Annotated in this window: 21 protein-coding genes; 16 read left to right on the top strand and 5 right to left on the bottom strand. The window is 72.0% G+C overall.

What is annotated here, in order from left to right; translation table 11 throughout:
- The first annotated feature begins 60 nt into the window (after nt 1-60).
- The 7 genes from IE286_RS18590 (at nt 61) to mqnP (ending at nt 7,625) form a co-directional block, all read left to right on the top strand.
- Nucleotides 61-711 carry a TlpA family protein disulfide reductase gene (locus IE286_RS18590; protein ID WP_189797892.1) on the top strand — a complete coding sequence of 217 codons (651 nt, stop codon included), beginning with the start codon at nt 61-63 and terminating at the stop codon, nt 709-711.
- 6 nt (nt 712-717) lie between these two features.
- Nucleotides 718-1,479 carry a cytochrome c biogenesis CcdA family protein gene (locus tag IE286_RS18585; RefSeq protein WP_189797891.1) on the top strand — a complete coding sequence of 254 codons (762 nt, stop codon included), beginning with the start codon at nt 718-720 and terminating at the stop codon, nt 1,477-1,479.
- A 3-nt stretch (nt 1,480-1,482) separates the two neighbouring features.
- On the top strand, nt 1,483-3,300 hold the full coding sequence (gene resB / locus IE286_RS18580) for a cytochrome c biogenesis protein ResB (protein WP_189797890.1): 1,818 nt from the start codon (nt 1,483-1,485) through the stop codon (nt 3,298-3,300).
- A complete protein-coding gene (ccsB, locus tag IE286_RS18575; protein WP_189797889.1) occupies nt 3,297-4,409 on the top strand; it encodes a c-type cytochrome biogenesis protein CcsB in 1,113 nt (370 codons plus the stop codon). Before resB ends, ccsB begins: the two co-directional genes overlap by 4 nt.
- A 147-nt stretch (nt 4,410-4,556) precedes the next feature.
- On the top strand, nt 4,557-4,958 hold the full coding sequence (locus IE286_RS18570; RefSeq protein WP_189797888.1) for an SRPBCC domain-containing protein: 402 nt from the start codon (nt 4,557-4,559) through the stop codon (nt 4,956-4,958).
- A 233-nt stretch (nt 4,959-5,191) separates the two neighbouring features.
- Nucleotides 5,192-6,643 carry a menaquinone biosynthesis decarboxylase gene (locus IE286_RS18565; RefSeq protein WP_189797887.1) on the top strand — a complete coding sequence of 484 codons (1,452 nt, stop codon included), beginning with the start codon at nt 5,192-5,194 and terminating at the stop codon, nt 6,641-6,643.
- A gap of 79 nt (nt 6,644-6,722) precedes the next feature.
- Complete coding sequence (gene mqnP / locus IE286_RS18560; protein ID WP_189797886.1) at nt 6,723-7,625, top strand: menaquinone biosynthesis prenyltransferase MqnP; 903 nt, start codon at nt 6,723-6,725, stop codon at nt 7,623-7,625.
- 193 nt (nt 7,626-7,818) lie between these two features.
- Here the strand turns inward: mqnP and IE286_RS27660 are convergent, their stop codons facing one another.
- Nucleotides 7,819-7,941, bottom strand: coding sequence for a GntR family transcriptional regulator (locus IE286_RS27660; protein WP_267969908.1), 123 nt, complete (start codon nt 7,939-7,941; stop codon nt 7,819-7,821).
- A 105-nt stretch (nt 7,942-8,046) separates the two neighbouring features.
- Between IE286_RS27660 and IE286_RS18555 the strand changes: the two genes are divergently transcribed.
- The 4 genes from IE286_RS18555 to IE286_RS18540 all read left to right on the top strand — a co-directional run bounded on the left by IE286_RS18555 (nt 8,047) and on the right by IE286_RS18540 (nt 11,091).
- Complete coding sequence (locus tag IE286_RS18555) at nt 8,047-8,718, top strand: UbiX family flavin prenyltransferase (RefSeq protein WP_189797885.1); 672 nt, start codon at nt 8,047-8,049, stop codon at nt 8,716-8,718.
- Nucleotides 8,719-8,850: 132 nt separating this feature from the next.
- On the top strand, nt 8,851-9,306 hold the full coding sequence (locus tag IE286_RS18550) for an Lrp/AsnC family transcriptional regulator (RefSeq protein ID WP_189797884.1): 456 nt from the start codon (nt 8,851-8,853) through the stop codon (nt 9,304-9,306).
- Nucleotides 9,307-9,354: 48 nt separating this feature from the next.
- Nucleotides 9,355-10,518, top strand: a complete 1,164-nt coding sequence (gene mqnE, locus IE286_RS18545) for an aminofutalosine synthase MqnE (protein WP_189797883.1) — start codon at nt 9,355-9,357, stop codon at nt 10,516-10,518.
- A gap of 249 nt (nt 10,519-10,767) precedes the next feature.
- A complete protein-coding gene (locus IE286_RS18540; RefSeq protein ID WP_189797882.1) occupies nt 10,768-11,091 on the top strand; it encodes a DUF4229 domain-containing protein in 324 nt (107 codons plus the stop codon).
- A 31-nt stretch (nt 11,092-11,122) separates the two neighbouring features.
- Here IE286_RS18540 and IE286_RS18535 read toward each other — a convergent pair whose 3' ends face one another.
- Entirely contained in the window at nt 11,123-12,040 is a 918-nt protein-coding gene (locus tag IE286_RS18535) for a MaoC family dehydratase (RefSeq protein WP_189797881.1), read from the bottom strand.
- Nucleotides 12,041-12,043: 3 nt separating this feature from the next.
- Nucleotides 12,044-13,345, bottom strand: coding sequence for a 3-oxoacyl-ACP reductase (locus IE286_RS18530; RefSeq protein WP_189797880.1), 1,302 nt, complete (start codon nt 13,343-13,345; stop codon nt 12,044-12,046).
- 98 nt (nt 13,346-13,443) lie between these two features.
- On the opposite strand from IE286_RS18530, the gene IE286_RS18525 reads away from it, so the two are divergent.
- A complete protein-coding gene (locus IE286_RS18525; RefSeq protein ID WP_189797879.1) occupies nt 13,444-14,736 on the top strand; it encodes an acetyl-CoA C-acetyltransferase in 1,293 nt (430 codons plus the stop codon).
- A gap of 393 nt (nt 14,737-15,129) precedes the next feature.
- Nucleotides 15,130-17,085 carry an AMP-dependent synthetase/ligase gene (locus tag IE286_RS18520; protein WP_189797878.1) on the top strand — a complete coding sequence of 652 codons (1,956 nt, stop codon included), beginning with the start codon at nt 15,130-15,132 and terminating at the stop codon, nt 17,083-17,085.
- A gap of 156 nt (nt 17,086-17,241) precedes the next feature.
- Here IE286_RS18520 and IE286_RS18515 read toward each other — a convergent pair whose 3' ends face one another.
- Both IE286_RS18515 and IE286_RS18510 read right to left on the bottom strand, forming a co-directional pair.
- A complete protein-coding gene (locus tag IE286_RS18515) occupies nt 17,242-17,919 on the bottom strand; it encodes a class I SAM-dependent DNA methyltransferase (protein WP_189797877.1) in 678 nt (225 codons plus the stop codon).
- Between the two features lie 261 nt (nt 17,920-18,180).
- Nucleotides 18,181-18,384, bottom strand: a complete 204-nt coding sequence (locus IE286_RS18510) for a cold-shock protein (protein ID WP_189797876.1) — start codon at nt 18,382-18,384, stop codon at nt 18,181-18,183.
- A 361-nt stretch (nt 18,385-18,745) separates the two neighbouring features.
- Here IE286_RS18510 and IE286_RS18505 point away from each other — a divergent pair, with 361 nt between their 5' ends.
- The 3 genes from IE286_RS18505 (at nt 18,746) to IE286_RS18495 (ending at nt 21,519) form a co-directional block, all read left to right on the top strand.
- On the top strand, nt 18,746-19,594 hold the full coding sequence (locus IE286_RS18505; protein WP_189797875.1) for a menaquinone biosynthetic enzyme MqnA/MqnD family protein: 849 nt from the start codon (nt 18,746-18,748) through the stop codon (nt 19,592-19,594).
- Between the two features lie 267 nt (nt 19,595-19,861).
- A complete protein-coding gene (gene mqnC / locus IE286_RS18500) occupies nt 19,862-21,061 on the top strand; it encodes a cyclic dehypoxanthinyl futalosine synthase (RefSeq protein WP_189797874.1) in 1,200 nt (399 codons plus the stop codon).
- A gap of 11 nt (nt 21,062-21,072) precedes the next feature.
- Nucleotides 21,073-21,519: an imidazolonepropionase-like domain-containing protein gene (locus IE286_RS18495; RefSeq protein WP_189797873.1), complete on the top strand. Its 447-nt coding sequence runs from the start codon at nt 21,073-21,075 to the stop codon at nt 21,517-21,519.
- Nucleotides 21,520-21,616 lie beyond the last annotated feature (97 nt).

Genomic DNA, 21,616 nt, shown 5'->3' with positions numbered 1-21,616 from the left:
GTTTTCCGCCCGGCAGGGGGGTGCCCGAGATCCCCGGATGGGGCATGCGAAACTTTTCACATGAGTGCCGCATGCCGCGCCCCCCAGCGCTCGAACCGGGCAAACCGTTCGCTCCGTCCGCGCACCGCCCGCAGCCGCGCCGCCCTGCTCGCCGCCGGCTCGGCCGTCGCGGCACTCGTCCTGACCGCGTGCGGCTCCGGAGGCACCTCCGGCGGCGGAGGCAACACCAACTTCATCACCGGCTCCGACGGCATCGCCACGGTGAAGAAGAGCGAGCGCAAGCCCGCACCCGACCTGTCCGGCACCACCATCGACGGCAAGCACCTCGACCTCGCCTCGTACAAGGGCAAGGTCGTCGTGCTCAACGTGTGGGGCTCGTGGTGCTCGCCCTGCCGGGCCGAGGCGCCGAACCTGGCCAAGGTCGCCCGCGAGACCGCGTCCAAGGGGGTGCAGTTCGTCGGCATCAACACCCGCGACACCAGTACCCAGCCGGCCCGGGAGTTCGAGAAGAACTTCGACGTGCCGTACCCGAGCCTGTACGACCCGACGGGCAAGCTGATGCTCCGCTTCAAGAAGGGCACGCTCAACCCGCAGCTCATCCCGAGCACGCTCGTCATCGACCGGGACGGCAGGATCGCGGCCCGCGCGCTGCAGGCGCTCAGCGAGGACAAGCTGCGGAAGATGCTCGACCCGGTCGTCGCGGAGAAGTGAGCCGTCGTGCTACTGGCCGCAGCCACTGACCCCAACCAGACGGTGTTCAGCGGAGCCCTCCTGCTCGCGCTGCCCATCGCGCTGCTCGGCGGGCTCGTGTCCTTCTTCTCGCCGTGCGTGCTGCCGCTCGTGCCCGGCTATCTGTCCTATGTGACGGGCGTCACCGGCACCGATCTGGCCGAGGCCCGGCGCGGGCGGATGGCCACCGGTGCCGCGCTGTTCGTGCTCGGCTTCACCGTGGTGTTCGTCTCCGGCGGCGCGCTGTTCGGATTCTTCGGCCAGACCCTGCAGGACTACAAGGGCGTCCTGTCCAAGGTGCTCGGCGTGATCATGATCCTCATGGGGCTGTTCTTCATGGGGGCGCTGCCCTGGATCAGCCAGCGGGAGTTCCGCCTGCACCGGCGCCCCGCCGCCGGGCTGGTCGGCGCCCCCGTGCTCGGTGCCCTGTTCGGGGTCGGCTGGACCCCGTGCATCGGCCCCACCCTCGCCTCCGTCGTGGCCCTGTCCTCCAACCAGGCCAGCGCCGGACGCGGCGCCCTGCTGACCGTCGCCTACTGCGCCGGCCTCGGCATACCGTTCGTGCTCACCGCGGTCGCCTTCCGCAAGGCGCTCGGCGCCTTCGGCTGGGTCAAGCGCCACTATGTCTGGGTGATGCGCCTCGGCGGCACGATGATGATCGTCACCGGCCTGCTGCTGCTGACCGGTGTCTGGGACCGGCTGGTGCAACAGATGCAGACCTGGTCCACCGGCTTCACTGTGGGGATCTGATCCATGAGCAAGACGACACCGGACACCGGCGCCGAGCAGAACCCGGCCGCCGCGCCCGCCGGCGCGGACGACCTGGGCGCGGCCGGCGCGCAGCTGTCCACCGCCCCCACCGAGACGGCCGTTCCCGGCTCCTTCGGCGGCAACCGTGCCCCCGGCCTCGCCGGCTGGCTCGCCTGGACGGCGCGCGAGATCACCGGCTGGGTGCGCTGGTTCTGGCGGCAGCTGACCTCCATGCGGGTCGCGCTGCTGCTGCTGTTCCTGCTCTCCCTCGGCGCCATCCCGGGCTCGCTGATCCCGCAGAACGGCAGCGACGCGCTGAAGGTCGAGGAGTTCAAGCAGGCCCACAAGACCCTCGGGCCCCTCTACGACAAGCTCGGCCTGTTCCACGTCTACAGCTCGGTGTGGTTCTCCGCGATCTACATCCTGCTGTTCGTCTCGCTCATCGGCTGCATCGTCCCGCGCACCTGGCAGTTCGCCGGACAGCTGCGCGGCCGCCCGCCCGGCGCCCCGCGGCGGCTGAACCGGCTGCCCGCGTATGCCACCTGGCGCACCGACGCCGCACCCGAGCAGGTGCGCGAGGCCGCGCTGAGGATCCTCAAGCGGCGGCGGTTCCGCGCCCACACCGCCGGTGACGCCGTCGCCGCCGAGAAGGGCTATCTGCGCGAGGCCGGCAACCTGCTGTTCCACGTCTCGCTGATCGTGATGCTGGTCGCCTTCGCCTGCGGCCAGCTGTTCAAGACCGAGGGCGACAAGCTGATCGTCGAGGGCGACGGCTTCGCCAATACGCTCACTCAGTACGACGACTTCAAGTCGGGCAACCTGTTCGACGACGACAGCCTGGTGCCGTTCAGCTTCACCCTGAAGAAGTTCACCGGCACCTACGAGCGCAGCGGCCCCAACAAGGGCACCGCGCGCACCTTCGAGGCCGACGTCGAGTACAGCAAGGGCGCCGACGGAAAGCCCCAGCACAAGACCATCAAGGTCAACCACCCGCTGGAGGTCGACGGCGCCAAGGTCTACCTCGTCAGCCACGGGTACGCCCCGACCGTCACCGTCCGCGACGGCAAGGGCAAGGTGATCTACCACCAGGCCGTGCCGCTGCTGCCGCTCGACGCCAACGCGACCTCGCAGGGCGCGATCAAGGTCATGGACGGCTACACCAACCCGCAGGGCAAGAAGGAGCAGCTGGGCTTCGCCGCGTTCTTCGTGCCCACCTTCGGGGGCGCCGGCCAGGACTCGATGTTCTCGCAGTTCCCCGGCCTGGACTTCCCGGTGCTGGCGCTGGGCGCCTACCACGGCGACCTGGGCGTGGACGCGGGCGTGCCGCAGAACGTCTACCAGCTGGACACCAAGAACCCGAACCTGAAGCCGTTCAAGGACGACCAGGGCAACATCCTCAAGGCCCGCCTGCTGCCCGGCGAGACCATGCGGCTGCCGGGCGGCGCCGGCTCCATCACCTTCGAGAAGGACATCAAGGAGTGGGCCGGCTTCCAGATCGTCCAGCAGCCCGGCCAGGGCTGGGCGCTGACCGGCGCCGTCGCCGCCCTTGCCGGACTGGCCGGCTCGCTGTTCATCCAGCGGCGCCGTGTCTGGGTGCGGGCCGTGCCCGGTGCCGACGGCGTGACGGTCGTCGAGGTCGCCGGCCTGGGCCGCAGCGAGTCCGCCAAGCTGCCCGAGGAGATCGGCGACCTTGCCGCCCTGGTCCACGACACGGCACCCACCCGCAACGACGCCGACTCCGACGCCGACTCCGACGCCGCCCCCGACCGGAGGCCGGACGCCGCCACCCCCGTACCCGCCGAAGGGGAGCAGAAGAAGTGACACTCGCCGCACCCATCCAGCTGGCCGCCACGGTCAACGAGCATCTCGCGCAGATCAGCAACACGCTGATCTACTCCGCGATGGCCGTCTACACCCTGGCGTTCTTCGCGTACATCGCGGAATGGCTCTTCGGCAGCCGCAGCAAGGTGGCCCGCACCGCCGCCGCGCTGACCGCGCCGAAGACGCAGGAGACGGCCGCCGCGGCGCAGGGCCCGGCGGTGACGGTGAAGTCCGCCGGCGGCACCGCCGTCCTGGAGCGGCCCAAGGTCGTCGTCCGCTCCGCGGCCGGCTCCCGCGACGTGCCCGACGGCCCCGGCGCGCACGGCGGCGACCAGCAGGGCGACCTGTACGGGCGCATCGCCATCTCCCTGACCACGCTGGCCTTCGTCGTGGAGGCGGCCGGTGTCGTCGCCCGCGCGGCGTCCGTGGAGCGGGCGCCGTGGGGCAACATGTACGAGTTCAACATCACCTTCTCCACGGTCGCGGTCGGCGTGTATCTCGCCCTGCTCGCCCTGAAGAAGAACGTGCGCTGGCTCGGCCTGTTCCTGACCGCCACGGTCCTGCTCGACCTCGGCCTCGCGGTCACCGTCCTGTACACGGCCAGCGACCAGCTGGTCCCGGCGCTGCACTCGTACTGGCTGTACATCCACGTCTCCACCGCGATCCTGTGCGGCGCGGTCTTCTACGTGGGCGCGGTCGGCACCCTGCTGTACCTGTTCAAGGACTCCTACGAGAACAAGCTGGCCACCGGCGGCACCCCCGGCCGTTTCGCCTCCTCGGTGCTGGAGCGGCTGCCCGCCTCGGCGACCCTGGACAAGTTCTGCTACCGCGTGAACGCGGCCGTCTTCCCGCTGTGGACGTTCACGATCATCGCGGGCGCCATCTGGGCCGAGTCCGCCTGGGGCCGCTACTGGGGCTGGGACCCCAAGGAGACCTGGGCGTTCATCACCTGGGTCGCCTACGCCTGCTACCTGCACGCCCGTTCCACGGCCGGCTGGAAGGGCCGCAAGGCCGCGTACATCGCGCTGATCGCCTTCGCCTGCTGGCTGTTCAACTACTACGGCGTGAACATCTTCGTCGGCGGCAAGCACTCCTACGCGGGCGTGTGAGCCCGCACGGCGTGTGACACCCGCCGGGCGCCGGGCGCGCCCGGCGGACGGGCCGGTCTCGTCCCCGCGACACAGGTCGGGGGCGGGCCGGTCCGCCGCATGTGCGGCACATGTGCGCGCCGCGGCGCGGCGCGGCAGGCTGGTGTCATGACCGGATCCGTCGAACAGGGCACCAGCCAGGTCCACGGGAACACCCACCTGCTCCACTTCCTGGTGCGGCTTCCCCGGCCCATGGAGGCGGTCTGGCCGGCGCTGTCCACCCCCGACGGGCTCGCGGCATGGTTCACCGTCGCCGAGGAACTCCAGCCCCGGCTCGGCGGCGCGGTCACGCTGCGCGGCCTGGGCAGCGGCCGGATCACCGCCTGGGACGTGGACCGGATCGCCGAGTACACCCTCGAAGACGGCGGCCGCCTCCGCTTCCACCTGGAGCGGGACGGCGACACCGCCTCCGTGCTGCGCTTCACCCACGAGTTCCGGGGCGAGACCTCCTCGGAGGCGGCCTGGCGGGCCCGCTTCGAGCGGCTGGTCGAGCAGCTGAGCCGGGCGTAGCCGGGTGTGCTGCCCCGGGGACGTCGGTGCAGCGGCACCGCGCGGAGATGCCGGTCGCGGGTGACGCATCACCGACGGCTCCTCAGTGGTGCACTCGTCATCAGTGCACTCGTCGCTCTATGTGCTGGTCCGAATACGGTTGCGTACACGGGGTGTTGACCGTGAGGCGCCGTCACGCCGAGGCGGGGCCCCGGTGCCGCGGCGGGCGCGGGGCGTGGCCGATACTGGGACGCATGGCTTACGACGATCTTCGCTCGCTGCTCAGGGCACTGGAGCGCGACGGCGACCTCAAGCGCGTCAAGGTGGAGGTCGACCCGTACCTGGAGGTCGGGGAGATCGTCGACCGGGTGCAGAAGTCCGGCGGTCCGGCTCTGCTGTTCGAGAACGTCAAGGGCTCGGCCATGCCGCTCGCCATGAACGTCTTCGGCACCGACCGGCGCCTGCTCAAGGCGCTCGGCCTGACGTCCTACGACGAGATCGGCGAGAAGATCGGCGGGCTGCTGCGGCCGGAGCTGCCGCACGGTTTCGTCGGCGTGCGGGACGCCTTCGGCAAGCTCGGCGCGATGGCGCACGTGCCGCCGAAGAAGGTGAAGGAGGCCCCCGTCCAGGAGGTCGTCCTGCGCGGCGACGAGGTCGACCTGAACGCGCTGCCGGCGCTGTTCACCTGGCCCAAGGACGGCGGCTCCTTCTTCAACCTGGGCCTGACCCACACCAAGGACCCCGAGACGGGCATCCGCAACCTCGGGCTGTACCGGCTGCAGCGCCACGACCGGCGCACCATCGGCATGCACTGGCAGATCCACAAGGACAGCCGCAACCACTACCAGGTGGCGGCGCGCCGGGGCGAGCGGCTGCCGGTCGCCATCGCCTTCGGCTGCCCGCCCGCTGTCACCTACGCCGCGACCGCGCCGCTGCCCGGGGACATCGACGAGTACCTGTTCGCCGGGTTCGTCGCGGGCAAGCGGATCGAGATGGTCGACTGCAAGACCGTGCCGCTGCAGGTCCCGGCGAATGCCGAGGTCGTCCTGGAGGGCTGGCTGGAGCCCGGCAGGATGCTGCCGGAGGGCCCCTTCGGCGACCACACCGGCTTCTACACCCCCCAGGAACCCTTCCCCGCGCTGACCATCGACTGCGTGACGATGCGCAGGCGCCCGCTGCTGCAGTCGATCGTGGTCGGCCGTCCGCCCACGGAGGACGGCCCGCTGGGCCGCGCGACGGAGCGCTTCTTCCTGCCCCTGCTGAAGATCATCGTGCCGGACATCGTGGACTACCACCTGCCCGAGGCGGGCGGCTTCCACAACTGCGCGATCGTCTCCATCGACAAGAAGTACCCCAAGCACGCCCAGAAGGTCATGCACGCCATCTGGGGCGCGCACATGATGTCCCTGACCAAGCTGATCGTGGTCGTCGACGCCGACTGCGACGTGCACGACCTGCACGAGGTCGCCTGGCGGGCCCTGGGCAACACCGACTACGCCCGCGACCTCACGGTCGTCGAAGGCCCCGTCGACCACCTCGACCACGCCTCCTACCAGCAGTTCTGGGGCGGCAAGGCGGGCATCGACGCGACAAGGAAGCTGCCCGAGGAGGGCTATACCCGCGACGGCGGCTGGCCTGAGATGGTGGTCTCCGACCCGGAGACCTCCGAACGGGTGACGCGACGTTGGAAGGAGTACGGACTGTGAAGGACACCGGCATGATGGTGTGCGGCAGCGCGGAGACGGCGTTTCCCCGCCGTCGCGGGGGCGATCCGGAGTACGGACTGTGAGCTCCGCGTCCGCGGCGATCCCTCAGCCGGGACGCACCAAGGCGTTCCTGCGCCTGGTCATGATCGAGCACTCGGTGTTCGCCCTGCCCTTCGCCTACATCGCCTCCCTCACGGCGATGTACGAGTGGGACAGGAACATCCACTGGGGCCGGCTGCTCCTGGTCACCGTCTGCATGGTGGGCCTGCGCACCTTCGCGATGGCCGTCAACCGGATCATCGACCGCGAGATCGACGCCCGGAACCCGCGCACCGCCCACCGCGAGCTGGTCACCGGCGCGATGAGCGTGCGCCACGCCTGGACCGGCGCGCTGATCGCCCTGGCGGTCTTCCTGGTGGCCGCGGGCCTGCTCAACCCGTTGTGCCTGGCCCTGTCGCCGGTCGCGGTGATCCCGATGGTGGTCTACCCCTACGGCAAGCGGTTCACGAACTTCCCGCAGGCCATCCTCGGCCTCGCGCAGGCCATGGGCCCGGTCGGCGGCTGGCTCGCCATCAGCGGCGCGTGGTCCTGGACCGCGGTGATCCTCGGTCTCGCCGTCGGCATCTGGATCGGCGGCTTCGACCTGATCTACGCCTGCCAGGACGTCGAGACCGACCGCCGCATCGGCGTGAAGTCGGTCCCGGCCCGCTTCGGCATCCCCGCCGCGATCTGGGGCGCCCGCGTCTGCCACACCGTCACCACGGCCCTGTTCGTCTGGTACGCCCTGGCCACCCACGCCGGTGCGTTCTTCTGGCTGGGCCTGGTCATCGTCGCGGGTGCGTTCGTCTACGAGCACTCCATCGTCCGCCCGCACGACCTGACGCGCCTCAACCGGGCGTTCTTCAGCGTCAACGGCTTCATCGGCATCGCCCTGTTCCTGTGCGCGCTGATCGACCTGCTGGTGCGGGGGCTGAGCGTCTGAGTACGGCCTGCCCCGCGCGTCGCGGAGCCGACCGCCGACTGCTGTGCTTGAGCCCTGCGCCTGGTTCTCACCGGGGGTGGACCGCTGCTGTGCTCCGTGATCCTCGATGGCACGGCCCACCCCCACCGGCGCGGACCGCGTTCGCCCTGTCGCCCGGCATTCCGGGTGCCTGCCTCGGCGCCGGGCCCCGCCGTCAGTCGGTGGCTTCCGCTTCGGCCGCCGCGCGGGCCTTGCGCAGGATCTCCAGGGCATCAGGAGAGACGAAGGAACCCATGCCGATCTCCGTGTAGACGAGACCCTCCTTCTTCAGGCCCATGTTCACCTTCGCGGCGGTCGCCGTCGCGACACCGCCCGGCTTCCCGTCGACCCCGGGACGGCCCACCGGTCCTGAGAGCCGTGCGCGCACCGGTAGGCTCAAGATGTGAACGCAGGAGAAACGCAGCGGACGCCTTGGATCGTGGGGGTGTCCGGCGCGTCCGGCACCCCGTACGCGGCTTCTGTGCTGCGTGCGCTGCTTCAGGCGGGGGAGAGCGTCGACCTGGTGGTCAGCCGGGCCTCGCGGCTCACCCTGCGCGACGAGACCGGCATCTCCTTCCGGGACGCCCACTGGCAGGACGATCTGCGGGAGTGGCTGTCCCGGGGTGCCGACGGCAAGCCCGGCACCTTCGACGCGGACATCACCGGCGTGCGCTACTGGAGCGCCGGTGACCTGGCGGCCGGGCCGTCCTCCGGGTCGTACCCGGCGAAGGGCATGCTGATCGTGCCGGCCTCCACGGCCTGTGTGGCGGGGGTCGCCCTCGGGCTGTCGAAGGACCTGCTGCAGCGGGCGGCGAGCGTGACCCTGAAGGAGGGCCGGCCGCTCGTGGTGGCCGTTCGGGAGACCCCGTTGAGCGGTCAGACGCTGCGGCAGCTGGCCGCGCTGGACGACGCGGGTGCCACCGTCCTGCCCGCCTCGCCCGCTTTCTACGCCGGCGCGACGCACATCCAGCACCTGGTGGACTTCGTCGCCGGCCGCGCTCTGGACGCGGTGGGGGTGCCCCACCGCCTCTACCACCGCTGGGAGGGTGAACTGGGCGGCGCCCGGAGTGCGTGAGCCGGCCGTGGACGGCGGCGGCGCACCCCCAGGCAGCGCCTCGGACCGAGGACCCCGGACACCTCCAGCCAGACACCTGCAGACATCTCTCAGATCCCTCACCGGATCTCTTCAGCGGAAGGCTTCGATCGCATGGACGCGGTGGACAGGCAGCTCATCCAGGCCCTGAGGGAGAACGGCCGGGCCTCCTACGCGGAGCTGGGACGCCTCGTCGGCCTGTCGGGACCGAGCGTCACCGACCGCATCAACCGGCTGGAGGCGGCCGGCGTCATCACCGGCTACCGGGCCACCGTGAACGCCGCCTCGCTCGGCCTGGGCGTCACCGCCCTGGTCGGCATCTCCCTGTCCGACGCCGCCGACCACGAGGACGTCGCCCAGCGGTTGAAGGACCTCCCGGAGATCGAGGACTGCTGGTTCATCGCCGGTGACGACTCCTTCATGCTCAAGGTCCGCGCCACGGACGTGGACGGCCTGGAGAGCATCGTCCGGCGGCTGTCCGGCACCAAGGGCGTCTCGCGGACCCGCACCACCATCGTGCTGTCCACGAAGTGGGAGAACCGGGTGGGCGATCTGCCCGAAGAGGTCTGAGCCGCCAGGCGTACGGTGGTCCCAGTCTGTCTGGAAAGAGGTGTTCGCATGGACGTCGGGCTCAAGCGCGAGCTGGAGGAGAAGGTCCGCTCCGGGGAGCGGTTGACCCGTGAGGACGGCATCGCGCTGTACGAGTCGGACGACCTGGCGTGGCTGGGCGGCCTCGCGCACGAGGTGCGGACGCGGAAGAACGGCGACGTCGTCTACTTCAACGTCAACCGTCACCTCAACATGACCAACGTGTGCACGGCGTCGTGCGCGTACTGCTCCTTCCAGCGCAAGCCGGGCGAGCAGGACGCGTACACCATGCGCATCGAGGAGGCGGTGCGGCTCGCCAAGGAGATGGAGGGGGAGAACCTCACCGAGCTGCACATCGTCAACGGCCTGCACCCCACGCTGCCCTGGCGGTACTACCCGCGCTCGCTGCGGGAGCTGAAGAAGGCCCTGCCGGGTGTGTCGCTGAAGGCGTTCACGGCCACCGAGATCCACCACTTCGAGAAGATCTCCGGGCTGAGCGCGAGCGAGATCCTCGACGAGCTGATCGACGCCGGCCTGGAGTCGCTGACCGGCGGCGGCGCCGAGATCTTCGACTGGGAGGTCCGGCAGCACATCGTGGACCACGACACCCACTGGGAGGACTGGTCCCGCATCCACCGGCTGGCGCACGAGAAGGGTCTGAAGACCCCGTGCACCATGCTCTACGGGCACATCGAGGAGCCCCGCCACCGGGTGGACCATGTGCTGCGGCTGAGGGAGCTTCAGGACGCCACCGGGGGTTTCCAGGTCTTCATCCCGCTGCGCTACCAGCACGACTTCGTCGACATGAAGGACGGCAAGATCCGCAACCGTCTGCAGGCCCGCGCGAAGATGGCGACCGGCGCGGAGGCGCTGAAGACGTTCGCCGTCTCCCGTCTGCTGTTCGACAACGTCCCGCACGTGAAGGTGTTCTGGGTGATGCACGGGGTGCAGACCGCCCAGCTGGCCCTGCAGCACGGCGCGGACGACATGGACGGCTCGGTCGTCGAGTACAAGATCACGCACGATGCGGACAACTTCGGCACGCCGAACAAGCTGACCCGCGAGGACCTGCTGGAGCTGATCCGCGACGCGGGCTTCCGCCCGGTGGAGCGCAACACGCGCTACGAGGTCGTCCGGGAGTACGACGGCCCGGACCCCGACCGCCGCGAGGCCCCGCAGCCCATGCGGGTGTGAGAAGGACCGCAGGCCGTGCCGGGCGTGCACCGGCCCGGCACGGCCAGTGCGCGGGCAACGGGTGCGGGAGCACCCAGGCGAAGGCGTAGGTCCTGCCTGACCTGGGCCGTGTGTCCGGCGATGGGCCTCTCGCCACCCCGCTGCGGGGCCCGCGGGCGGCCGTGCTTCACTGGACAGTGCCCCTCGGGACCTCCGGCCGGCCGCTCGCGCAGGGGGCCGTCCCCCCACGGAACGGAAGAGTGGATTGAGATGCTCCGCTACACGCTGATGCGCCTCGGGATCTTCTTGGGCTGCCTCGTGGTGGTCTGGGGACTCGTCTACTCCGGCATCTTCCCGTCCGGCCGCAACGGCTCCAACGGCTGGTGGGTCCTGCTGCTCGCCCTGGTGATCTCCGCGCCGATCAGCTTCGTCGTCCTGCGCAAGGAACGCGACCGGGCGTCGATGAAGGTCGCCGAGCGCGTCGACCGGATGAAGGCGACCATGCGGGCCAGCGCGGGCGTCGAGGACGAGGCGGACGAGCAGGCCCGGACCGAGGCCGACGCGGCACGCTCCGAGGCGTCCAAGGCGTCCTGACGACGGGGACCGAGCGGCCCGCGCCCCACGCTCACGCGGGCAGCTCGTGCACCTCGCCCACCAGGTGGGTGCGGGACGCGTCCGCCGAGCGCAGCGCGAAGCGCCCGGTGCCGTCGGCGGCGTGGACGACCGTACCCGGCAGCAGCACCGGGGCCTTGAACTCCACCCGCACCGAGGCGGCCTCGGGCGTGCCGTGCGCGGCCAGGCAGCGGGCCGCGGTCCACATGCCGTGCGCGATCGCCCGCGGGAAGCCGAACAGGCGTGCGGTGAGCGGGTGCATGTGGATCGGGTTGCGGTCCCCGGACGCGGCACCGTAGCGCCGCCCCAGGTCGCCGGGCAGCGTCCACCGGTCCACCTCGGGCAGCGGCGTCCGCGCGGCGGAGCCCGGGCCGGATCCGCCGGCGGCGGGTGCGGAACCGTCCGCGGTGCGGTGGCGGGCCAGATAGGTGCTCGCCGACTCCCACACCACGGTGCCGCCCGCGCGCAGCACGGTGACGACGGTGGCCTCGGTGCCGCGCCGGTGCGGTGCGAGTCCGGCGACGTGCACGGCCAGCTCGTAGGCGTCCGTGGCGGGCAGAGCGGCGTGCCGGGTGATCTCGATCGAGGTGTGGACCAGGCCGAGCAGCGGCAGCGGGAAGTCCCGGCCGCTCATCAGCCGCATGGCGAGCGGGAATCCGAGCACATGCGGATAGGTGACCGGCAGGGTGCCGTCCTCGGGGAAGCCGCAGATGCTCCGGTAGGCGGCGAGCCGTGCCGCGTCGGCCCGGGCGGAGGGCAGCACCAGCCGGGTGCGCGGGCAGGGGGCGTCGGGGCGGGCCCGCCGCAGCGGGGAGCGCAGCGCGCCCCGCAGGAGCAGCGGTGCGAGGGCGGGCGGCCGGCCGAGGACGACGGGGGAGAGGTCCGGGCGGCCGGGGCCGGACGCGGTACGGCTGGGTTCGGTGCCGGTCATCTCTCAGGCCCCCAGCAGGCTCTGGCCGCAGACGCGGACGACCTGGCCGTTGACGCCGCCGGAGGCCGGGTGGGCGAGCCAGGCGGTGGTCTCGGCGACGTCGACGGGCTGCCCGCCCTGGGCGAGGGAGTTCATCCGGCGGCCCGCCTCGCGGATGAACAGCGGGATCGCGGCCGTCATCGTCGTCTCGATGAAGCCGGGGGCGACCGCGTTCACGGTGACCGCGTGCTCGGCCAGCGCACGCGGGGCCAGGGCGCGCACCAGGCCGACGATCCCGGCCTTGCTCGCCGCGTAGTTGGTCTGGCCGGCGTTCCCGGCGAGCCCCGCGATGGAGGCGGTGGCCACGATCCGGCCGCCGGGCCGCAGGGTGCCCGCCGCGAACAGCTCGTCGGTGATCCGCAGGACGCTCGCGAGGTTCACCTCCAGCACCGGATTCCAGCGCTCCGCGGGCATGTTGACCAGGCGCCGGTCCCGGGTGATGCCCGCGTTGTGGACGAGGACGTCCAGCCCGTCGGGCAGGGCCGCGGCGATCCGCGCTCCGGCGTCGGCGGCGGTGACGTCCAGCGGCAGCGCGGTGCCGCCGAGCCGTTCGGCCACGCGGCGGGCGTCCGCCTCCGCCTGGGGCACGTCCAGGACGACGACCTTGGCGCCGTCGCGGGCGAGGGTCTCGGCGACCGCCTCGCCGATGCCGCGGGCGGCACCGGTGACCAGGGCGGTGCGGCCGGCCAGCGGGCGCGACCAGTCCTCGGGCGCGGTGGGCTCGTGGCCGGCGATGTGGACGACCTGGCCGCTGACGTAGGCCGATTTCGGGGAGAGCAGGAACCGCAGGGTGGACTCGGCGGCACGGGCGTCGTCGAGCCGCACCAGGTTGACGGTCCTGCCCCGGCCGATCTCCTTGCCGAGGGAGCGGGTGAAGCCCTCCAGCGCCTGCTGGGCGGCGGACTGGTGGTGGTCGGCGGGATCGAGCGGGGCACCGAGGACGACCACCCGTCCGCCGGCCCGGACGGACCGGACGACCGGGTGGAGAGCGGCGTGCACCTCGGCGAGCGCGGCGACGTCCCGCACCCCGGTGGCGTCCAGCACCACGGCGGCCGGGTCGCGGTCCCCGGCGGGCAGCCCGGTGCGGTCCAGGACCGGCGCGAGGTCGAGCGCGGAGGTGCCCGCGGTCAGGTGCAGCAGCGGGCCGTCGAGCCCGGGATGCTCCGGTGACCAGCGGCGCAGGGCGGTCGGCTGGGGCAGGCCGAGGCGGCGGGTGAGGAAGCGGCCGGGCGCGGTGGCGGTGAAGCGGAGGTAGCGGTCGGCCATGATGTCCGTCTCCCACGGGTCGACAGGTGCTGCGATACGCGTGCTCTGCGTTACTGTTACCGGCGGTAAGCCTACAGACGGGTGAGGAGCAGGTCGAGATGAGTCCCCTTCAGCCCATGGCCCGGCAGGTCCGCCGGGTGGCGGTCGTCGGCGGTGTCCGCATCCCGTTCGCCCGCTCCGACGGCCCCTACGCCACAGCCTCCAACCAGGAGATGCTCACCGCCGCCCTGGACGGCTTGGTCGAACGCTTCGAGCTGACCGGGCCGGGCGCGGTCGGCGAGTTCGTCGCCGGCGCCGTCCTCAAGCACAGCCGCGACTTCAACCTCGCCCGTGAGACCGTCCTCGGCTCGCGCCTGGATCCGCGCACCCCGGCGTGGGACATCCAGCAGGCCTGCGGGACCGGACTGCAGGCGGTGATCGCCGCCGCCAACAAGATCGCGCTCGGCCAGACCGAGTCCGCGGTCGCCGGCGGCACCGACACCGCGAGCGACGCCCCGCTGGGCGTCAACGACCAACTGCGCCGCATCCTGCTTCAGGCCCGGCGGGCCAAGTCGGCCGGGGCGCGTCTGAAGGCGCTGGCGCGGATCCGTCCCGCCCACCTGATCCCGGACATCCCGCGCAACGCCGAGCCGCGCACCGGCCTGTCGATGGGCGAGCACGCCGCCGTCACCGCCCGCGCCTGGGGGATCGGCCGCCGGGCGCAGGACGAACTGGCCGCCGCCAGCCACCAGCGGCTGGCCGCCGCCTACGAACGCGGCTTCTTCGACGACCTCGTGGTCCCCTTCCGCGGCCTGACGCGCGACCAGAACCTCCGCCCCGACAGCACGGTGGAGAAACTCGCCACGCTCAAGCCCGTGTTCGGCCTCGACCAGCCGGAGCCGACCATGACCGCGGGCAACTCCACCCCGCTGACGGACGGCGCCGCCACTGTCCTGCTGGCCAGTGAGGACTGGGCGCGCGAGCGCGGCCTGGAACCGCTGGCGTATCTGACGGCCTGCGAGACGGCGGCGGTCGACTTCGTGCACGGGGACGTGGCGGACGGCAAGGACGGACTGCTCATGGCACCCGCCTACGCCGTGCCGCGCATGCTGGAGCGGGCCGGGCTCGGCATCGAGGACTTCGACTTCGTCGAGATCCACGAGGCGTTCGCCTCCCAGGTGCTGGCCACCCTGGCGGCCTGGGAGGAACGCGGTCTGGCCCCGGTGGACCGCTCCCGCCTCAACGTCGTCGGTTCCTCCCTGGCCACCGGGCATCCCTTCGCCGCCACCGGCGCCCGGATCGTGGCCACCCTGGCCAAGCTGCTCGCCGAGCGCGGCGGGCCCGGCCGCGGACTGATCTCTGTGTGCGCGGCCGGCGGGCAGGGTGTGACGGCGATACTGGAGCGGTTGTGAAGGCCCCCGCCCGTTCGAGCACCCGGCACGCGTGTCACCGGCGTTCCGGGACAGCACATCCAGGGCGTGTCCGGGACGTCGCGTCGTCCGCGGGACTTCCCGGACACGCCCCAGGGCGGCCCGGCGGCTGGTACGGGAGCGCGGGAACGGGTCCGGCCGCAGGTGTCCGGCCGGTCCGCCGACGTCCGCGCACGTGCACACACCCAGCTCCGGACCATCGCCCGATCCGCCCCGGAACCGCACGGATTCCTCACGTGCGCGCCGTACGATCCCGCATGCGACCGGCGGTAACACCCAGGTCCGTACAGTTCGCGCCACCGGAGAACACATCGGTACGCACGGCGCGTACGTGAGCAGCACAGCAGCACACAGCTGCAGGCCCCAGGAGCTGCCATGCCCATCAAGTACTCGTCCTCGTCGCCGTCCGCGTTCCCGGTGCCGGCCGCCGCGGCGGGCGACTTCGGCCGCGGCGCCGTCCCGGCGGTCGTGTCCCCGCAGATCCGGCGGCTGGACGGTGTGGTGCGGGAGGCCTACGTGCCCCCGCTGGTGGCGCGGGTCACCCACGGTTCGCTGGCCGACCTGCCGTTCGAGAACGCGGAGGCGGACCCGCGGCGTCACGTCCTCAGCCGCCGCGGCGAGGACGGGACGTGGACGCATGTGACCGCGGCCGAGTTCGCCGCGCAGGTCGCGGCCCTGGCCAAGGGACTGATCGCGGAGGGCCTGACCCCCGGCGACCGGATCGCGGTCATGGCGCGCACGACCTACGAGTGGACGCTGCTCGACTTCGCGGCATGGGCAGCGGGCCTGGTCAGCGTGCCCGTCTACCCCACGTCGTCCCTCTACCAGACCTGCGCGATCCTGCAGGACTCCGGCGCGGTCGCCCTGGTGACCGAGACGACCGCCCAGGCGGCGGCCGTCGGACCGGAGCGCGAGCGGCTGCTCGACCTGCGCCACGTCTGGGTCCTCGACCAGGGTCACCTGGACCGGCTGGCCGAGCGCGGCGCGGTCGTCCCGGACCAGGAGATCGACGTGCGCCGGGGCATCGTGGGTCCCGACACCCTCGCCACCCTCGTCTACACCTCCGGCACCACCGGCCGGCCCAAGGGCTGCGCCCTGACCCACGGCAACTTCCTCGCCGAGGTGGACAACGCCGTCGAACTGCTCTACCCGGTGTTCCGGGGCAAGCCGGGTGAGGAGCCGGCGACCCTGCTGTTCCTGCCGATGTCGCACGTGTTCGGGCGGATGGTGGCCGTCGCCTGCGTCCGCGCCGGGGTGCGCCTCGGCCACGCCCCGAGCCTGCAGTCGGAGGACCTGCTCGCCGACCTCGCGAGTTTCCGGCCGACCTTCCTGCTGGCCATCCCGTACATGCTGGAGAAGGTCTACAACAGCGCCCGCGCGGCCGCCGAGCGCGGCGGCAGGGGCTCCACCTTCGACCGTGCCGCGCAGGTGGCCCGCCGCTGGGCCGAGGCCATGGAGGCACGCCGGGACGGCGCCGGCTCCGGCCCCGGCGGCGCCCTGAAGGCGGCCCGCGCCGTGTACGACCCGCTCGTCTACCGGCGCATCCGCAACTCCCTCGGCGGCCGCCTGCGCCACGTCATCACCGGCGGCTCGCCGCTCGGCCGGCGCCTTGCCGCCTTCTACACCGGGGCGGGCATCGCCGTCTACGAGGGCTACGGCCTGACGGAGACGACGGGCGCCGCGACCGTCACGCCGCCGCAGCGGCCCCGCATGGGCACGGTCGGCTGGCCGATGCCGGGCACCAAGGTGCGCATCGCCGCCGACGGCGAGGTGCTGCTCAGCGGGGACCATGTGCTCCGGGGGTACTGGGACCCGCACGCCGGGGGCGTCGTCCCGGCGGTGCGCGACGGCTGGTTCCCGACCGGCGACCTCGGCCACCTGGACGACGACGGCTATCTGACGATCATCGGCCGGAAGAAGGAGATCCTGATCACCGCGGGCGGCAAGAACGTGGCCCCGGCCCCGCTGGAGGACTGGCTGCGCTCCCACCCGCTGATCTCCCAGTGCATGGTGCTGGGCGACGGCCGCCCCTACATCTCCGCGCTGATCACCCTGGACCCGGAGGGCATCACCCACTGGCGCCGGATGAACGGCAAGCATCCGGTGCCGCCGGAGCTGCTGGTCGACGACCCGGAGCTGCTGGCCGTGCTGCAGCGCGCCGTTGACGAGGCCAACAAGCTGGTCTCCCGCCCCGAGTCGATCCGCCGCTTCGCCGTCCTGCCGGTGGACTTCACCCAGGAGGCCGGGCACCTGACGCCCTCGATGAAGCTCCGCCGCGAGGCCGTCCTGCGGGACTTCGCCCGGCAGGTGGAGGAGCTGTACACGCGCTGAGACACGCGAGCTGAGGCACGCGAGCTGAGACCGGGCCCGGCGCGTGATGCGCGGTGCGCGGCGCGCCGGGGCCCGCGGGCGGCCGGCCGGACCGGGGCACGGCTGTGGCGCTCCCGGCGCGTGTGTGCGGGGCTGCGGCGTCGGTCCAGGCGCCGTTCAGGCGGCGGCGGGCGGCTTGCGGGCGGTGAGGAAGGCCTGGGGTGCCGACTCGCCGAGCGTCTCGTCCGGCTCGCGCACCAGCCGGGCCTGCACGGCGAAGCCGGCCGCCGTGAGGAGGGCCTCGATGTGCTCGGGGCGCCGCCGCTGGAAGTCGAGGGTGACCGGGCGGCCGAAGGGGTGCTCCAGGCGCAGCGGCGCCTCGCCGGCCTGGAAGGCGACCAGGAGCCGGCCGCCGGGGGCGAGGACCCGGTGGAACTCGGCGAACAGGTCCGGCAGCCGGTCCTCGGGCGTGTGGATGGACGAGTACCAGGACAGGGCGCCGGCGAGCACGCCGTCGGGCAGGTCCAGCTCCAGGATGGAGCCCTGCTCGAAGCGCAGGTGAGGGTTCTCCCGGCGGGCGACGGCGAGCATGGACGCGGACAGGTCCACGCCGAACACGGGCAGGCCGAGCCGGTGCAGCAGGGCCGTGACCCGTCCGGGGCCGCAGCCGAGGTCGGCCACCTCGCCGCCGAGGCCGTCCGAGGCGGTCAGCTCGGCGAAGGCCGTGAGCACGGCGCGCTCCAGCGGCCGGGGATCCAGGTCCCCGCGGAAGTGCTCGGCGTAGTCCTCGGCGATGGCGTCGTAGAAGGCGCGGGTCGCGTGCAGGAAGCCGGTGGCTTCGGTGGTCTCCGACATGGGTGCGCACTCCGACGGCGGACACCGGAACCGCTGCCGGACGCGCGCACGCATACGTCGGAAGTAGGGCGGTACCGCCGGCCCGGAAAATGGCCGGAAGCCGTCCGCCCCGGGCCGGTGAATCCGGCCGACGTGTCGCGCGAGGGCACGCGGCCGGGCAGGAGCCAGTGGACAGGGCAGGAGCCCCTGGACAGGGCAAGAGCCCCTGGACAGGGCAGGAGCCCCGTCGCCTGACGGCGCGGGGCTCCTTGGGTACTGCACTCAGATCGCGGTGACGTTCTCCGCCTGCGGGCCCTTCGGGCCCTGGGTCACGTCGAAGCTCACCTGCTGGTTCTCTTCGAGAGAGCGGAAACCGGTCGCGTTGATCGCGGTGTAGTGGACGAAGACGTCGGGGCCTCCGCCTTCCTGGGCGATGAAGCCAAAGCCCTTTTCGGCGTTGAACCACTTCACGGTTCCGGTAGCCATAAGCCCTCCTTGGGCCCAAAGGGTCGCCCTGCTCCAGAACCGGCAAATGTGGAAACGAAATCGCCGCACAACTGCATACGGTCTGAAAACGACCAGAGCCCGCGGTCACATGCTCCGCAGGCTCTGTACTGCAAGGGAAACCAAAACTGCAACTTGCTGCGAGCCTAGCATGCGGGGCCCGGAAAGCAAGAGGGAGCAAGATCACGTCACCCGGATGTTTGAAGGTTCTGGCGAGAGGTTGACGCAGCGGAATCGCAACGCGAAGGCTGATGCGGCGGCCGGACGGGTGAGACCGGGCAGCGCACCGCCTCCGGGAGGGGGTCCGGGCGGCCACGGACGGGCCGGGGTCTAGTCTCGCGATGTGGACAATTCTCGCTCCCGGCCGCGCGTCGGCCACATTCAGTTCCTGAACTGCCTGCCTCTGTACTGGGGGCTCGCGAGAACGGGCACGCTGCTCGACTTCGAGCTGACCAAGGACACCCCGGAAAAGCTCAGCGAGCAGCTCGTGCGGGGCGATCTCGACATCGGGCCCATCACCCTCGTCGAGTTCCTCAAGCACGCGGACGAGCTGGTCGCCTTCCCCGACATCGCCGTCGGCTGCGACGGACCGGTGATGTCGTGCGTGATCGTCTCCCAGGTCCCCCTGGACCGGCTCGACGGCGCCCGCGTCGCCCTCGGCTCGACCTCCCGCACCTCCGTCCGCCTCGCCCAGCTGCTGCTCGCCGAGCGGTTCGAGGTGACGCCGGACTACTACACCTGCCCGCCCGACCTCGGCCTGATGATGCGTGAGGCGGAGGCCGGGGTGCTCATCGGCGACGCCGCCCTGCGCGCCAACCTGCACGACGGCCCCCGCTACGGCCTGGACGTGCACGACCTCGGGCAGCTGTGGAAGGAGTGGACGGGGCTGCCGTTCGTCTTCGCGGTCTGGGCGGTGCGCCGCGACTACTTCGCACGGGAGCCGGTCATCACCCGCCAGGTGCACGAGGCGTTCCTGGCCTCGCGCAACCTCTCCCTGGAGGAGGTCGGCAAGGTCGCCGAACAGGCGGCCCGGTGGGAGGCGTTCGACGAGAAGGTGCTGGAGCAGTACTTCACCACCCTCGACTTCAGCTTCGGCGCCCCGCAGCTGTCCGCGGTCGCGGAGTTCGCCCGCCGGGTCGGGCCGACCACCGGCTTCCCGGCGGACGTGACGGTGGAGCTGCTGCAGCCGTAGCGGCGGCCGGGTCCGGGGCAGTGCCGGGGGAGTCCGGCCGTGCGGCACCACCCCGTCCGGGCCGAGCCCGGTCCCGGCCCGGACCACCGGGTGCCGGCCGGCACGCTCCGTGCCGGCGCCCCGGCCCGCCCCGCGCCCCGCCCGCGCCCCGTATCCGCTGCCCGCCGGACCCGGGCTGACGTCGGCTCGGGAAAACCGCTGGCGTAGGCTGGCCGGGTCCGTCCACAACCCTGACGAATCCAGCGAAGTCCAGCGAAGGGGACGCCGGTGACCGAGAAGGCCGACCTCCAGTCCGTTCTCGACCGTGCCGCCGCGGGCGGGCGGATCACCCCCGAGGAAGCCCTCGACCTGTACCGTCACGCGCCTCTGCACGCGCTGGGCGCCGCCGCCGACGCCGCACGCCGTGCGAAGTTCGCCGGCACCGAGCACATCGCGACGTACATCATCGAGCGCAACATCAACTACACCAACGTGTGCGTCACGGCGTGCAAGTTCTGCGCCTTCTACGCCGCTCCCAAGGACACGGAGAAGGGCTGGAGCCGGGACCTGGACGACATCCTGCGGCGCTGCGCGGAGACCGTGGAGCTGGGCGGCACCCAGATCATGTTCCAGGGCGGCCACCACCCGGACTACGGCGTGGAGTACTACGAGCGGGCCTTCCGCGCCATCAAGGAGGCGTTCCCGCAGCTGGTCATCCACTCGCTGGGCGCCTCCGAGGTCGCGCACATGGCCCGGGTGTCGGGTGTGTCGGTCGAGGAGGCCATCACCCGCATCCGCGACGCCGGTCTCGACTCCTTCGCGGGTGCCGGCGCCGAGCTGCTGCCCGAGCGGCCCCGCAAGGCCATCGCCCCGCTGAAGGAGTCCGGCGAGCGCTGGCTGGAGATCATGGAGACCGCGCACCGGCTGGGCGTGGAGTCCACCACCACCATGCTGATGGGCACCGGCGAGACCAACGCCGAGCGCATCGAGCACCTGCGGATGATCCGGGACGTCCAGGACCGCACGGGCGGCTTCCGGGCGTTCATCCCGTACACGTACCAGCCGGAGAACAACCACCTCAAGGGCCGCACCCAGGCCACGATCTTCGAGTACCTGCGGATGATCGCCATCGCCCGGCTCTTCCTGGACAACGTCATGCACATCCAGGGCTCCTGGCTCACCACCGGCAAGGACGTGGGCCAGCTGACCCTGCACTACGGTGCCGACGACCTCGGCTCGATCATGCTGGAGGAGAACGTTGTCTCCTCCGCCGGTGCCAAGCACCGCTCCAACCGGATGGAGATCATCGAGCTGATCCGCGCCGCGGGACGGGTCCCTGCGCAGCGCTCCACGACGTACGAGCACCTCGTCGTCCACGACGACCCGGCGAACGACCCGGTCGACGACCGCGTGATGTCCCACATCTCCTCCACCGCGATCGAGGGCGGGACCGCGCACCCGGAACTGAAGCTGCTCGCCGCCGACTGAGGGGACGTCGCATGCTGACGCTCCACCTCGCCGACGAGGTCCGCACCGCGTGGGACGCCGCGCCGCTGGCCGGCGCGGGCGTCGCCGTCGAGGGCACCCGCGTCGCGGCCGTCGGCCCGGCGCAAGAGCTGCGCCGGCACTTCCCCGGGGCGCGGGAGCGGCACTGGCCCGGAGTGCTCGGGCCCGCCCGGGTGCACGAGGGACCGCTGCCCGACGCACCGAGCCCGCGGGAACGCGTCCACGCGGTGCTCAAGCTCGGCGCGGCGGCCGTGCTGGCCCAGGCCGTGGACAGCCCCGACCTGCGGGACGCGGCCCGGCGCAACGACGTCGCCGTGCTCCCGGCCGTGCGGCCCGCCACCGTGGTGCCGGGCGGGCGCGCGGACCTGGCCGTCTTCGACGCGGACGGCACCTGCCTGGCGACCGTGTGCGCCGGACGCCTGGTCCACCGCCGCCGCTGACTGCGGGAACCCTGCCGTCCCGGCGGCCGTCTCATCCCGTTCGCTGCTGAAGGGGCAGGTCAGGACGCGGCGGAGTCAGAAGCCGAGGCGCCCGGCG

The organism is Streptomyces thermodiastaticus (genome assembly GCF_014656135.1).
Lineage (GTDB): Bacteria > Actinomycetota > Actinomycetes > Streptomycetales > Streptomycetaceae > Streptomyces > Streptomyces thermodiastaticus.
This window is presented reverse-complemented; position numbering and strand designations above follow the sequence as displayed.